The sequence below is a fragment of the Thalassotalea sp. PP2-459 genome (assembly GCF_001913705.1).
In the GTDB taxonomy this organism is placed as follows: domain Bacteria; phylum Pseudomonadota; class Gammaproteobacteria; order Enterobacterales; family Alteromonadaceae; genus Thalassotalea_C; species Thalassotalea_C hakodatensis.
On record NZ_MKQD01000044.1, the window covers coordinates 64783 to 80142 of the forward strand.

The 15360-nt window shown below is 39.4% G+C and carries 8 protein-coding genes; 4 read left to right on the top strand and 4 right to left on the bottom strand.

The window, feature by feature from the left end:
- Positions 1-41: 41 nt before the first annotated feature.
- Complete coding sequence (locus BI291_RS10670) at positions 42-1808, top strand: alpha-amylase family glycosyl hydrolase (protein WP_074498747.1); 1767 nt, start codon at positions 42-44, stop codon at positions 1806-1808.
- A gap of 63 nt (positions 1809-1871) precedes the next feature.
- Here BI291_RS10670 and BI291_RS10675 read toward each other — a convergent pair whose 3' ends face one another.
- Entirely contained in the window at positions 1872-3365 is a 1494-nt protein-coding gene (locus tag BI291_RS10675) for a tryptophan halogenase family protein (protein ID WP_074498748.1), read from the bottom strand.
- Between the two features lie 117 nt (positions 3366-3482).
- Complete coding sequence (locus BI291_RS10680) at positions 3483-6260, bottom strand: TonB-dependent receptor (protein ID WP_074498749.1); 2778 nt, start codon at positions 6258-6260, stop codon at positions 3483-3485.
- Positions 6261-6698: 438 nt separating this feature from the next.
- On the opposite strand from BI291_RS10680, the gene pulA reads away from it, so the two are divergent.
- The 3 genes from pulA to BI291_RS10695 all read left to right on the top strand — a co-directional run bounded on the left by pulA (position 6699) and on the right by BI291_RS10695 (position 13187).
- Positions 6699-9455: a pullulanase-type alpha-1,6-glucosidase gene (gene pulA / locus BI291_RS10685; protein ID WP_074498750.1), complete on the top strand. Its 2757-nt coding sequence runs from the start codon at positions 6699-6701 to the stop codon at positions 9453-9455.
- Between the two features lie 127 nt (positions 9456-9582).
- Complete coding sequence (locus tag BI291_RS10690; protein ID WP_074498751.1) at positions 9583-11634, top strand: glycoside hydrolase family 97 protein; 2052 nt, start codon at positions 9583-9585, stop codon at positions 11632-11634.
- 47 nt (positions 11635-11681) lie between these two features.
- A complete protein-coding gene (locus tag BI291_RS10695) occupies positions 11682-13187 on the top strand; it encodes an MFS transporter (protein WP_074498805.1) in 1506 nt (501 codons plus the stop codon).
- A gap of 13 nt (positions 13188-13200) precedes the next feature.
- On the opposite strand, the gene BI291_RS10700 is transcribed toward BI291_RS10695, so the two are convergent.
- Positions 13201-14220 carry a LacI family DNA-binding transcriptional regulator gene (locus tag BI291_RS10700; protein ID WP_254849563.1) on the bottom strand — a complete coding sequence of 340 codons (1020 nt, stop codon included), beginning with the start codon at positions 14218-14220 and terminating at the stop codon, positions 13201-13203.
- A gap of 72 nt (positions 14221-14292) precedes the next feature.
- On the bottom strand, positions 14293-15255 hold the full coding sequence (locus tag BI291_RS10705) for a transporter substrate-binding domain-containing protein (RefSeq protein ID WP_074498753.1): 963 nt from the start codon (positions 15253-15255) through the stop codon (positions 14293-14295).
- Positions 15256-15360: the final 105 nt, after the last annotated feature.

Below are 15360 nucleotides of genomic sequence, written 5' to 3' on the forward strand. Positions count from 1 at the left end.
AAAGTACTTTTGCTAACGTAACAATAATAAACAAGGCACCTATGGCATTACACTTAAAAACATTATTGACCCTATTTACACTGAGCTGGTGTGCAACTTTTTTGTTCGGGTGCAAACAAGAAAAAACCAGTGTCCAACAATTGCAATCTTCCATAACACCAGTGATTGCGAGCGATTTGATGCCTTATCAACAAAGACCGATTGAAGATGAAGTCTTTTACTTCGTGTTACCTGATCGTTTCAGTAACGGTGATACCATGAATGACAAAGGCGCGAATGAAATACCGATTTCTTTTGGCGGTTTTGACCCTAGCAATGAAAAGTATTTTCACGGTGGTGATTTAACGGGTTTAACGAATAAACTTCCTTATTTAGAACAGCTTGGCATTACTAGTATCTGGTTAACGCCTATTTTACGTAATCAAGCAGTGCAAGGAGATATCGCTGGCTATCATGGTTATTGGGTATTAGATTTTACCGAAATTGATCCCCACCTAGGCAGTAATGATGACCTTAAAGCTTTAATTGATGCAGCACATAAACGCAATATTAAGATATTTTTTGACATTATCACCAATCACACTGCCGATGTGATCAAATACAAGGAATGCCATGGACAAGACGGTTCAGGATGGTCTGAAAGCGGTGAAGCCTGCCCTTACATTTCTCTTGCTGAGGTAGCACAAGGCAAGGGGTATCGAACAGTCATTCAAAAAGGTAATGAGCAACTTAAAACACCAGCGTGGTTAAATAATCCTAAACATTATCATAACCAAGGTGACTCTACTTTTAGTGGTGAAAACTCATTAAATGGTGACTTTTTCGGCCTTGATGATTTAAATACGGAATCGCAAGCGGTCGTTGAGGGTATGATCGATATTTACAAACACATCATCAGCGAGTTTAAACCTGATGGCTTTCGCATAGATACCGTCAAACACGTCAATATTGAGTTTTGGCAACAATTTATTCCTGCACTTGCTGATCATGCCGAAACTCAAGGCATAGAAAACTTCTTTATGTTTGGTGAAGTATATAGTGGCAACCCCATTGAGCTAAGTAAATTTACAACAGAGGGTACTTTACCGTCTGTACTCGACTTTGGCCTACAGTCAGTGTTGTATCAAACGTTAATAGAACAAAAGCCTACTGCATTGTTTAGTACGCTTTTTGCACAAGACGGTTTATATAAAAATGCCAATCAATTATTGAACTTTACCGGAAATCACGACATGGGTCGCTTTGCCTATTTGCTTGCGAAACAAGAAAAGTTTAGTCACCAAGAAATTAGCCGACGACTCAAGCTAGCCAGCGCTATGACTTTTTTCTTAAGGGGAGTGCCTGTTATTTATTACGGTGACGAACAGGGCTTTATTGGTACAGGTGATAACCACAACGCGCGACAAGACATGATGCCATCTAAAGTAGCTACCCATAATGCCCAGAAACTGCTGCAAACAACAGCAAGTACCGCACAGGATAACTTTGATATCAGTCACCCATTATTTACTTACTTTTCAAAATTAGCGGCCCTTTACCACCAACATAAAACATTACGTGTCGGCGAGCAAAAGGTTATATTGACTCAAGATAAGGCAGGCTTATTAGTACTGCGTAAACAAGATAAACGAGATGATTACCTCATCGCTTTTAACACAGCAATTGCTGAGCAATCAGCACTATTAACCCTTGATAAACAATATCAACTCATTCATCCATCTGAACAAGCATTAATAGAAACAGTGGGTGAACAGTCACGTATTTCTCTGCCAGGTTTGTCATTTGCGCTTTATCGCGCAGTTAAATAACGCGAACTGAACGTAAAAAACCAGTGCAATGCACTGGTTTTTTTTTATTATTAATCCCTTATATCAGCGAATACATGCATCAATAAATTGATGATGCGGTGGTACCTTTTCAGCCGTTTTAGTCATTATTTGTTTAATGCTGTAAAGCATTTCATTTAATTCATCAGTGTTTAGTTGATCTGCACTACGATGATAGTCATCAGGAATTAACCCTTGACCTAAAAATACCTGCTGCCAGGCAATTTTTGTAAAAAGCTCGTCATTTTCTCGAAACACTAAACCTGAAGACTTAAATAACGCCATTTTATGTTTTAAAGACTGGGGCACTTCTGCTCGCTGGCAGTCGCGCCAAAACTGGCTATCGTCACGTTGATTAAGCTTGTAATGTAAAATAATAAAATCACGAATACGCTCGTATTCAAGTGTAGATTGACGGTTGAATTCTTCTATCATCACCTCATCAATACCTTGATGAGGAAATAACTTCACTAAACGCACAATAGCACTTTGGATCATATGTATACTAGTTGACTCTAACGGCTCTAAAAAACCACTCGACAAACCAATAGCCACCACATTTTTATGCCATTGTTTTAAACGACGTCCGGTTTTAAATTTAATCACTTTCGGTTCTGCTAGCGCTTTACCGTCTAAATTTGCAAGCAAGCATTGCTGGGCCTGTTCATCTGTTAAATACTTTGAACTATACACAAAGCCATTACCTGTTCTATGCTGCAAAGGGATACGCCACTGCCATCCGGCTTCATGGGCAATGGATTGTGTAAATGGTTTAATCGGAGAAACACTTTCACTCGGTACTGCTATAGCGCTATCAGCAGGTAACCAATGAGACCAGTCTTCAAAGCCTGTATTCAAACGTTGTTCGATCAACAGCCCTTTCATACCCGAACAATCAATAAACAAATCACCAGCCACTTGAGTGCTATTTTCTAGGGTTAATGACAGAATATTGCCTGTTTTTTCACATTGTTCAACCTGTGAAACTTTTCCTTCGATTCGCTTCACGCCTTTGGCTTGGCAATATTGAGCTAGAAATTTTGCATAAAGCCCAGCATCAAAATGATAAGCATGGGCGAGTCCGTTAAGATTCAAGCCTGGTATTTTATCGAGTAACGCAAAGGCATTACGTTTAGCGACTTGGTAATTTAATGAAAAGTCCCAAAAATCATAGTTAAGCCCCGCGTAGTGTGCTTTTGTAAAAAAGTGATTAAAATCGCAAAGCGGAAAGCTTTTACCAATATCACCAAAAGCATGCATATAACGATTACCAACTGTTCCCCAGTTTTCAAATTCAATGCCGAGCTTTATTGTCGCTTTAGTTGCTTTGATAAACGCTTTAGGGTTTATACCTAACTCTTCATTAAAGTGCATAATCGGCGGTATCGTCGCCTCACCAACGCCAATAGTGCCTATTTGGTCTGACTCTATTAACGTAATATCCAGTTTATTGCCGAAGGTTTTCACTAACAGCGCTGCCGACATCCACCCTGCCGTGCCGCCACCTAAAATAACAACCTTATTCACTTTATTTTTCATGATAATTCTCTCGACCTAAGCACCGCAGGGTAAATTTCAATAGGAGAAAAAGTAGAATGCCCCAATAACATGACATTACCAGGGCACTTATTCAACTAACCTTAAAACGTATTACTATTAAAATTTATAGGTAAACCCTGCTTGATAGCTACGACCATAATCAAAGTATTGATCAGTAGCGTAATCAGCATCGTCAAATTTAGTTTGGAACGCCTCATTCGTTAGGTTCTGACCTTGCACATAAAGGTAAAGGTTATCAGTAACGTCATAGCCAATTTGCGCATCAACTAACGTTTCGCCTAGACCGAAACGTTGTTCAGTCGTTAAGCCAATAGTTGAATAGATTGACGCGGTAAAATCAGAACGTTTACGCATCGAGGTACGCACTTGAATGCCGTCTTTTTCATAATACGCGGTAATGGTTGAAACACGCTCAGACAAGCCAGGTAAGGTATAATCATCACCGTTAAAGTCTTTCATATCTTGCTTCACCATTGTATGGCTAGCAAAAATACCAAAGCCTTCTAAGCTCTCATCAATCATTTTAAAAGGAAATGACACTGAAAGTTCAACACCGCGTAAGTCACCTTCACCACCATTTTCTTTTGCGTTAACCGTCGCTGTTTTATCACTAAAACCATCAATATTACCCGCAACAGGGTGTGTTGATAACGATGCGTCATCTAACGGAAGTTCAGTTTCATAAACGCTATCAAAATTCCAGTTTTTAATTTTCTTATAAAATAACGCTACCGAGAAGTAACCTTCATCTGAGAAATAATTCTCATAGCTTACATCAAAACCATTTGCTTCACGGGCTTCTAATTGATAGTTTCCCCCTGAAGCTTTCCAATAATTGCCATTAATATCGGTGTCGTCAGGATTACCACTCCAACTTGTTGGTTCAACTAAAATACCACCTTTCATGTCATCCATCGTAGGACGAGCAATCGTTTTCGCAAAACCAAAACGCAGAATTTCATCATCTGATACATCAACAATAATATTAACGCTTGGTAAGAAATTTGAATAAGAGTGCGAGAAATCAAGTTTAGTATCTATACCACTCCAGCCAAACGTGTCACCAATTGAGCTTTGCTCTGTTTTGATGTAGCGTAAGCCAACATTACCACGTATCGACTTACCGGCTATTTCAGTTGATATATTACCTTGCACAAATGCTGCTGATACTTCTTCACTCACTTGGAAAGCATCATTAATTTTACCCCAAGAGTAAGTCACATCTGTTTCGCTATAAACCGCGCCACTTGAAAGCAAGGCTTCTTGGTCAAAGATAAGCGTATGACCCAAATTGGCGTGCGTTAAATCAACCGTACCCAGTAAGTATTCAGGTGAAATAGCAGCTACATTAGTACCAGGGATCATCGCAGACGGTAAAACATCAGTTTTTGAATAGCTAATCGTTTTTTGTTTATCGCGTTCACGATAGGCTAAACCAAATTCAATCGAGTCAAACACGTCGCTTTCTAGCATGTGTTTAGCTGCAAGTTTAAATGATTTAATTTCATCTTCTACTTTCGGGTTAGAACGTTCACCAGCAAGATCCCACCCCATAATATCGCCTAAGCCAACCGTATTGGGGTCACCATAGTCAAGTGAACTATCAAAAGTACCGCCCGAACCGTCTTTATTTAATTGATACGTTACTTCATTACCCGCAAAAGATGATGCACCACCAAACGTAGCATGCTGATATAAATCACGTTCTACTTCAGAAGAGCTGGCATCAAACGTTACCGTTAAGTCATCATTAACACGGTATTCGATGTTTACACCTAAGTTTAATAAATCAGCTGTGCGGTGTTCTTGATTGTTCTTTACATAAAAAGGAAAATTACGGTAAGTAGCCCCCGTAACAAAGCCGTCTTCAACACTATTAATGGTATATTCACAATCAGGGAACTTACCTTCATCATCACAGTTATTAAAACCGAATTCTATCGCGCCTACGTAGCGTTTATCACTAAAATCAACGTATAAAGAATCAACGGTGATGGTTAAGTCTTCTGTTGGGGCGTACTCTACAACAGCCATAACAGAATCACGCTCTAATACTGAAGAACGACCTTTGATATTCGCGCCTTTAATGCCTGTGTAGCTATTGCCTTCTTCATCCGTCAGGTCATACAAGAATGGGTCACCATGACGACCAAATTGCTTTTCTTGGCCAGGAGATTCCATCGTGTTAAAAGCTAAGGCGACACCCAGTGTGTCATTAGCAAATTGATCAATATATGAGAAGTTTAAGCGGTGACCATTATTATCATAACCATCTACCACTGCGTCATGGCCATTTTTCTCATATTGGCCATTGATCACAATCACTTGTTCTGCTTTTGATAGCGGACTGATCGTTTGCATATCAATGACACCTGCGATGCCCTCACCAGTCATTGACGCATTCGGCGTTTTGTAAACACTAACGCCGCTCATGATTTCAGATGGATAAAGGTCAAATTCAACACCACGTCCATCACCAATAGACACTTGTTCACGTCCATTAAGTGTTGTAGTCGACTCATTTTCACCAAAGCCGCGAATGCTAATAACACTCGCACGCCCTTCCAAACGTTGTGCCGCTAACCCTGAAATACGTGATAGGGAGTCAGCAATTGATGAATCAGGTAGTTTACCGATATCTTCGGCACTAATGGCATCAACAACGTTTGAAGAAAAACGTTTTGTGTTAATTGATTTAATTAAGCTGCCACGAAGTCCTTTTACTTCGATGACTTCAACTTCTTGATCTGCTTTTTTTGCTTGTTCTTTTTCTTCGTCGGTTTGCTGTGCGTAAGCAAACGATGAAGCGCTAACTGCCATCAAACCCGTCGACAACAACGCCAATGTTAACTTGCTCGGTGTAAACTTAACCATCTGTATTCTCTCCCCTACCTTCCCTGTACTTTATTTTAATTTTCAGCGTATCCAATAGCTGTTGTAATAACTAAATGTATATTTCATGTGTAAGTCGATACCCACTGTCACGTGGATGACCTAAATATAGAGAGGTCGGCTTCTGAAAAATACATTATGCATACGTATTCAATTTATGCATTTATCTGCATACGTATTCAAAATGAAGACAATAAAGACTTTTTTAGTGTTGAAACATTTGGTTACAGCCCTGATAAAATATAGCATTTTTCACCACAGATAGCGGATGGTTTTTAAACAAAAATTTACAAAATGCTAACACAACCAAATGATTGAATACGTATGCAATAATACCTAGCTACTTCTTATTCATAGCCTCGCAACGTAAATTAAGCAAAATTCACCGACTATACTGCTTATAAATTAACAGGATTTAAGATGCGCTTTTTTTTAACCATCATGCTATGGCTATGCATAACAGAACAAGTAAATGCACAACTTCAACATTTTTCACACAGCAGCACGACGGCAGTTGTTCCAAAAAAAACATCGAATAATATAAAGTTGGCGGGAGCCCACTGGTTAACACCTGACACCATAGTAGTTGCGACACAATTTTCATCCGATGAAATGACCCTTGCTACGTTCAATGCTGAAAAAATAGAACAAACATTTCCATTAGCTAAGTGCCAAATAAGTCAGTCATTAGCGCATAAGTACCCACACTTACAAGCATTTCAGTGTTTCACAGTCAAAGCACAAACCAAACAAATAAAACAGTTATTAAAACAACCTCTTATTGTGTATAAACAACAGCATGGCGACCTCGTAGGTACATATGTTCAAACCGCAAACGTGATCGATGCGCTTTATACTTCAGGGCAAAAAGATGCGAATGAAGATAATGAATTAGGTGCACGACTCACGAATAACGGCGTGCAATTTAAGTTATGGGCACCTACAGCGTTGGCAATAAATGTTCAACTTTTTGATAAGGCTAAACGACCTACATCACCTTACAAACTCAAGATGCGTGAAGATAAAAGTACAGGCATTTGGTCAGCGACCACATCTCATTTGTTACATGAACAGTTCTATCGCTACCAAATCACCTTATATCATCCAAGCACGAAAAAAATAGAAGAAGTAATCACAACTGACCCTTATTCTCTGAGTTTATCAACGAATAGTGAGCACTCACAAATAGTTGATTTAAATCACCCTTCCACCCAGCCAAGAGGCTGGCTTACGCAGCGAGATAACCCTGTTAAAAACCCTGAAGATAATATTTTTTATGAAACCCATATTCGTGATTTTAGTTCACACGATACAACACTAAAAAATAAGAATAATCGAGGTAAATACCTCGCTTTTACCGAAAAAAATAGCGCCGGAATGTTACATTTAAAAGCACTTAGAACCGCAGGAATAAACAGTATTCATTTACTGCCCGCATTCGATATAGGCACGGTAGATGAAAATAGCGAAACCGTAATAGATATCAACAACTCACTAAATGATATTTGCCGAAAAAGCCAACTTGAAGAAATTTGTGCATTAAATACCGATAAATCGCAGAAATTAAATGAATATCTAGCAACGTTGCCTAGTACGAGCAAACAACAACAAGCCGTTATTTCAGCACTACAACACCATGATAATTATAACTGGGGGTATGACCCATTTCATTACACAGTGCCGGAAGGCAGTTACGCAATAAACCCTGATGGAGTAAGCCGCATTGTTGAGTTTCGAACGATGGTACAAACATTACACAATTTAGGGTTTCGCGTGATCATGGATGTTGTTTATAACCATACCCACCAAGCTGCCTTAGCGCCAACTGCTGTTCTCGATAAAATTGTTCCTAATTATTATCAACGATTAGATCCTATTACGGGAAAAATTGCCCAGTCTACTTGTTGTGATAACACTGCAACAGAACATACGATGATGGAAAAATTAATGATTGATTCATTAGTAGTTTGGGCAAGAGATTACAAAATTGACGGTTTTCGTTTTGACCTAATGGGCCACCAACCCAAATCATCAATGCTTAACGCCCGTGGAGCAGTAAAAGCCGTTGATGCTGACACCTACTTTTATGGTGAAGGATGGAACTTTGGTGAAGTTGCCAATCACCAGCGATTTGAGCAAGCCAGTCAACTAGCACTTGGTGGAACTGAAATTGGTACCTTTACCGACAGGTTAAGAGACGCTGTAAGAGGCGGTGCATTTAATGCGCAAGGACAAGAAATTCGCAAAAGCCAAGGTATTGCTAATGGTTTGGCAACATTTCCTAATGAACTGCAATCAGGCGACGATCGCCAACGTTATCTCGCGTTAGCCGATCAACTCCGAATTGGTTTAACGGGCAACTTAGCTAACTACCCATTATTTACTGCAGAAGATACCATTCGAAAAGGAAGTGAAATTCCATATGGCGATCAACCAACAGGCTATGCACTTGATCCTGCCGACACCATTAACTACGTATCAAAGCACGACAATCAAACGTTATGGGACAACAACCAATACCGTATTGCTTATGATTTGACCACTGAGCAGCGTGTGCGAATGCAGCTTTTATCGCTTGCGTATCCGTTATTTTCCCAAGGCATTCCTTTCATTCATATGGGCAGTGAAATGTTACGCTCAAAAGGTTTCTTGCGAGATTCCTATGATTATGGCGACTGGTTTAACTATGTAGATTTTACCAAACGCTCAAATAACTACGAGATCGGCTTACCGCCAGCAGAAAAGGACCAACAAAACTGGCCAACCATTTTAACATTACGCCATAAGAATGCTGGCAAAGATGTAGCCTCTGCAAAGGATATTGCATTTAGCACCAAGGTTTTCCTTGATTTGGTCAACATAAGAATGTCTAACCCACTTTTTCGTTTAACCACCGCCAAACAAATTATTGCCAATGTTCGGTTCCATAATACTGGCAGCAAACAACAGCTTGGTATGCTTGCAATGAGTATCAATGGTAACAAAAGCTATCCGAGCACCCTTGTTATATTTAATAACTCAGGTAATCGCAAAACGCTCAACTTTGCTAACGCAAACGACTACCAACTTCATCCAATACAACAACAAGGAGCTGATAACGTGGTCAAAGAAAGTCAAATAGGTACCAACAGTTTTTCTGTACCGGCGCTAACCACCGCCGTTTTTATCAAGCAATAATACCAATTCGCATAAAGATTAAGTCAGTTCAGAGCGATGAAATTATGCTGAATACGTATGCAACTAGCTGTAATTTGCCACCAGTAATTTTATGCTGTTAACCATTAATAAACCCTCAGGAAAAATAATGAAGAAAAATCTGCTGGTTCTAACAACCCTTTTTGCAAGCGCCTACTTATACGCACCAAATTTATTAGCAAAAACAGTTAAGGTAAGCTCGCCAAACAACAAAATAACAGTCTCAATAAGTGACGAAAATACACCAAGCTACCGGGTAAGTTTTAACGGCAACCAAGTGATTGATACATCGCTGCTTGGTTTAAGGTTTCAGCAGTCAGCTGACCTAGCTGAGGGCTTTACAATTGCTTCAAGTAAACAAAAAACGGCTGACAGCACATGGCAATTACCCTGGGGCGAACGCAAAAATGTACGTGATAATCATCATGAATTAATCGTGAACTTCACTACCAACAGAAAAACGTCTAACCAATTTAGCGTGCGCTTTCGCGTATTTAATGACGGTATAGGCTTTCGCTATGAAGTTCCGAAACAGCCAGGGCTAGATGGTGATATTGCTATCACTGATGAATTAACAGAATTTAATATACCGCATGCTGAGAAAGCCACTGCTTGGTGGATCCCTGCACGTGGTTGGAATCGCTATGAATATATATACGAAACTACTCCATTATCCGAAATAGATCATGTACATACTCCGCTGACAATGAAATTAGCAAGTGGCGAACACATCAGTATTCATGAGGCTGCATTAGTCGATTATGCAGGTATGACGATTCAAAAAGGCCGTCATAATAAACTAAAAGCGGATTTAACACCTTGGTATGACGGAATATTAGTAAGAAAAACAGCTAATTTCACCAGCCCTTGGCGTACGATTCAAATGAGCAAAAATGCAGCGGGGTTACTCAACTCTGATCTAATTTTAAACCTTAATGAGCCCAGTAAATTAACGGACACGTCTTGGATAGAACCTGGAAAGTATGTGGGCATCTGGTGGGGGATGCATGTTGGTGAAACCACTTGGGGTAGTGGTGAGCAACACGGGGCTACCACAGAAGAAACCAAACGTTACATGGACTTTGCCGCAAAACATGGCTTCGATGGCGTGCTAGTGGAAGGTTGGAACATTGGCTGGGATGGTGATTGGTACGACAACGGTGATGTATTTAATTTTACTCAATCATATGACGACTTTGATATCAAAGCAGTAACAGAGCATGGCTTGGCAAAAGGTGTACGTTTAGTGGGTCATCATGAAACATCTGGCAATGTAACCAATTATCGTCATCAAATGGCTGACGCTTTTGAGCTGTACCAACAACACGGTGTTCGCCAAGTTAAAACAGGTTATGTCGCTGATGGTGGCAAAATTAAACGTATAGATGAACACGGTATTGCGCGTTTTGAATGGCATGATGGCCAATTTATGGTCAATGAATATTTAGACAACATTAAATTAGCCGCCAAATATCAAATCAGCATTAATACACACGAGCCGATTAAAGATACTGGCTTACGCAGAACCTATCCGAACTGGATCAGCAGAGAAGGTGCTCGCGGTCAAGAGTATAACGCGTGGGGATCACCACCAAACCCACCATCACATGCTGCTATCTTACCTTTTACTCGCATGTTAGCAGGACCAATGGACTTTACTCCTGGAACCTTTAACATGGCATTTAAAGGGTTAGGCGCGAACACTGATCGCCCACAAACCACATTGGCAAAACAATTAGCACTGTACGTCGTTATTTTTAGTCCGATTCAAATGGCGTCTGATTTACCGCGTCATTATGAAGCAAATTTACCGGCATTTCAGTTCATTAAAGATGTACCAACTGATTGGCAAGAAAGTAAAGCGATAGACGGCGAAATAGGTGAATATGTGGTAATAGCACGTCAAGAACGTCATGGTAAAGATTGGTATGTAGGGGCGTTAACCAACGAGAATGCACGCACCATTGATTTACCGTTAAACTTTCTTGAGCAAGGCAAGCGTTACCAAGCGCAAATTTATCGAGATGGCGATAATGCAAATTGGGTTGATAACCCATATGAAATAATCATTGAAAACAAGTCGGTTTCAGCGAATGATAGTTTAACGCTAGCACTCGCTACAAGCGGTGGTACCGCCATTCGCTTTAAAGCACTAGATTAAGCAGTCGCAGCAACTAGGTAATAATAATGACAATTTCAACTTCATCCATAACGCAGCAAAAGCCAACACTAAATTTTTGGCAAATTTGGAACATGTGCTTTGGCTTTATGGGTATTCAATTTGGTTTTGCTTTACAAAATGCCAATGTTAGTCGCATTTTTCAAACCTTAGGCGCAGATTACGGTAACATGGCGATTTTATGGGTCGCCGCCCCCATTACTGGGTTAATTGTACAGCCGATTATTGGCTATATGAGTGATAATACCTGGGGTAAATTCGGTCGCCGTCGTCCATACTTTTTGATAGGAGCTATTGCCGCGAGTTTGTCACTGTTTATCATGCCAAACTCTCCTACCTTATGGATGGCGGCTGGTATGCTATGGATCATGGATGCTTCTATTAATATTTCCATGGAACCTTTTCGCGCTTTTGTCGGTGATATGTTACCGAGAAAACAGCGAGCAACAGGCTATGCAATGCAAAGCTTTTTTATTGGTGTTGCTTCTGTGGTTGCATCATCATTACCGTGGATCATGACTAACTGGCTTGATATCAGTAATACCGCAGCGCCAGGACAGTTACCTGACTCAGTGAAATTTGCTTTTTACGCTGGTGGTGCAGTTTTTTTACTTGCAGTGTTATGGACAATTTTTACCACTAAAGAATATTCACCTGAACAATTAGCCGCGTTTGAACAAGCAGAAGACACAGAAACTGTTCATCCAATGCCACGAGTAACACCACCTTATGGTATTTATGGCATGATCACGCTAATAATCGGCATCGTCAGTAGTGTGTTAGTTTATAGCAACATATCGCGCTTAGATAAAAGTCTCTATATTTTAACCGGAGGCTTTGTTGTATTTGGTTTATGTTTACTCGTTGCTAACTATATGCATAAACAACATAAAGTTGACAATGGTTTTGCCCAAATTATGGCAGATTTATTCGCAATGCCTGATACCATGAAACAATTAGCGGTAGTGCAATTTTTCTCTTGGTTTCCTTTTTTTGCCATGTGGACCTACACCACAGCAGCAATAACAGCGTTTCACTATAATACGTCTGATGTTACATCTGTGGCCTATAATGAAGGAGCAGACTGGGTAGGCGTGTTATTTTCAACGTATAACTTAACTGCTGTTTTTGCAGCCATTTGTATTCCATTAATTGTTAAGCTGTTTAATCTACGTATAGCACATATGATTAATTTATTACTTGGTGGAGTAGGTTTTGTTTCATTTATTGTTATCGATAATCCAACATACCTCATAATATCCATGATTGGTGTTGGCTTTGCTTGGGCATCTATTTTATCCATTCCTTACGCCCTACTTGCTAATGCCTTACCCGCAAAAAAAATGGGGTTGTACATGGGGATTTTCAATTTCTTTATTGTGTTACCACAAATTTTAGCCGCGAGTATTTTAGGTGTGTTAATCACCAAGGTTTTTGATAACCAGCCTATTTACTCATTAGTTATTGGCGGTTCAAGTATGATTTTGGCTGGTTTATTAACTTTACGTGTAAAAGAAAGTCACCAGCATAGTTAACTTGTCATTGATATTAACTACCACACGATTTACGGACGATAAGTGTGGTAGGCATTAAAACATCATCTGGCGACTCGCCATTTATTAACGCAATTAAATTATCAACTAATAACTCACCTGCAAGTTTAGTGTCTTGTTTAGCAGTGGTTAAAGATGGAATGGTAAAACTTGCGATGGCGATATCATCAAACCCCACTACAGCGACTTGATCAGGTATTGTATAACCATGCTCTTGTAATGCACGCATGGCGCCAATAGCGATCAAATCACTAGCACCAAAAATAGCGTCAAAGTCAATGCCACTGTTAATCAACTGACATGCAGCTTCATATCCTGAATCTTCAACAGAAATGGCATCAATTTGACGCTTACTTTCAACGGTTAATTTGTTATCTGTTAACGCTTGACAATAACCATGATAACGATTCAAAAACTCAGGGGAATGAGTAGAAGCATCACCTAAAAAAGCAAATGCTTTTTTACCTTGTTTAATCACATGTTCTGTCACCTGATAACCACCGTGAAAATTATCACAGCCAACAGACAGTACTCGTTCATTATCTACTTTTGCACCCCATCGTACGAAGTGGGTATTTTGCTCACTTAATTGTATTAACTTTTCTTCGTAATCCATGAAGTCACCATAACCTAATAAAATTAGGCCATCCGCTTTTTTACTGTCTTCATAGTCAGCATGCCAATCATCACTTAGCTGCTGAAATGACACTAATAAATCGTATCCCTTTTGTGCGCACGCACGTGTAATACTGCCTAGCATGGATAAAAAGAACGGATTTATTAATGAATCATCATTAGTGGGATCTTCAAATAATAATAACGCAATAGTATTACTTTGTTGCGTTCGTAAACTGCTGGCATGCTTATCAACTTTGTAATTTAACTCTCGCGCAATGGCTTGTACTTTTTGCCGCGTTTCTTCGTTGACTAAAGGGCTATTGCGTAGCGCGCGAGAAACTGTAGATTGTGATACACCCGCACGATAGGCAATATCAAAAGACGTTGCTTTAGACATTAATGGCCCCATAAATTTGTTATCGTTAAATAGTACCGCCACTAACGAGCTAAGTACATATATTATATGAAATTAATCAAGCTTACCCACAAGTTTAGCGTTTGACTGCTTTATTGTTTGTTGAGGATAACTACTATTCGTTAATTCAATCGTAGTACGCTGATCTAGTTTAGCCCGGGACAACGCTTCTTGGTGATTTTTAAAATGCATTAATAATTCTGAAAAACGACCATTTTCAATTAAAGCTTCTAAACCCTGTTGTATTTGTTGTGCTAACTTAGTGTTAGCTTTTTTTACGAAAAAATACATTGATGACGGGTATTTAAATAATAGATGTTGGTCAATATATATATTTTTCTGATTAAATTTCTCAAACTCTGAATAGACTTCTAACACACCACGAAGCGTAAAGTCGAATAATCCTAATGCAGTGTCTTTATATAACGTTTCATACCAAGCAGTTTCCACAACATTAAACCCATTACGTTGCAAAATAGTTGCATCAGGCCAACCCCGCCCTTGCGCTAATCTCAATTGTTTTAATTGCGCTAAATCATATTTTTTTTGAAAAATAGGGGCATGTTTATTATTAACAACAGCAATTCTATAGCCAATGAGGCCATTCATCAGTGGAATGCGAATAGGTAAAAAGTTCTCTTCGCGATCTTGATTGGTTACCGTCCAAACAACATCAATAAGCTCTTTATCTAAACTTTTTAATTGCCGTTGCAGTACCATAGGTAAAGAAACTGGCACTAACGTACAGTCAGTACCTTTTTGTTGATACGTTTGACAAATTTCCTTAAGCAATAAAACAAAGTAATCTTTTTGGGGATCATTTTCCTCAACGGGAGCGTTGTATCGAATAATAATTGTTTCATTGGCTGAACTTAGTGAAGGATGCATAAATGCAAAGAGCATGAGATAACGACACCATGATAATAATAGCGCTTTTTCAACTTTTGATATTTTAAATAAAGCAGCCGTTAACCGTAACATACTTAAGATAGCTACGTTAACACAAACGTTTTTCATTAAAGGCCCGCCTCCTTACCGACACCAAAGTTAACTCACTATAGCACAAAAAATAGGCTTTATAGTTAGATTTACTGTTAACAAAAACAAACCTTCAAAAGAGCC

Coding starts and splice junctions, on each gene's coding strand:
- BI291_RS10670 (WP_074498747.1), top strand. CDS start 42: ATGGCATTACACTTAAAAACATTATTGACCCTATTTACACTGAGCTGG.
- BI291_RS10700 (WP_254849563.1), bottom strand. CDS start 14,220: ATGTCTAAAGCAACGTCTTTTGATATTGCCTATCGTGCGGGTGTATCA.
- pulA (WP_074498750.1), top strand. CDS start 6,699: ATGCGCTTTTTTTTAACCATCATGCTATGGCTATGCATAACAGAACAA.
- BI291_RS10675 (WP_074498748.1), bottom strand. CDS start 3,365: ATGAAAAATAAAGTGAATAAGGTTGTTATTTTAGGTGGCGGCACGGCA.
- BI291_RS10705 (WP_074498753.1), bottom strand. CDS start 15,255: ATGAAAAACGTTTGTGTTAACGTAGCTATCTTAAGTATGTTACGGTTA.
- BI291_RS10680 (WP_074498749.1), bottom strand. CDS start 6,260: ATGGTTAAGTTTACACCGAGCAAGTTAACATTGGCGTTGTTGTCGACG.
- BI291_RS10690 (WP_074498751.1), top strand. CDS start 9,583: ATGAAGAAAAATCTGCTGGTTCTAACAACCCTTTTTGCAAGCGCCTAC.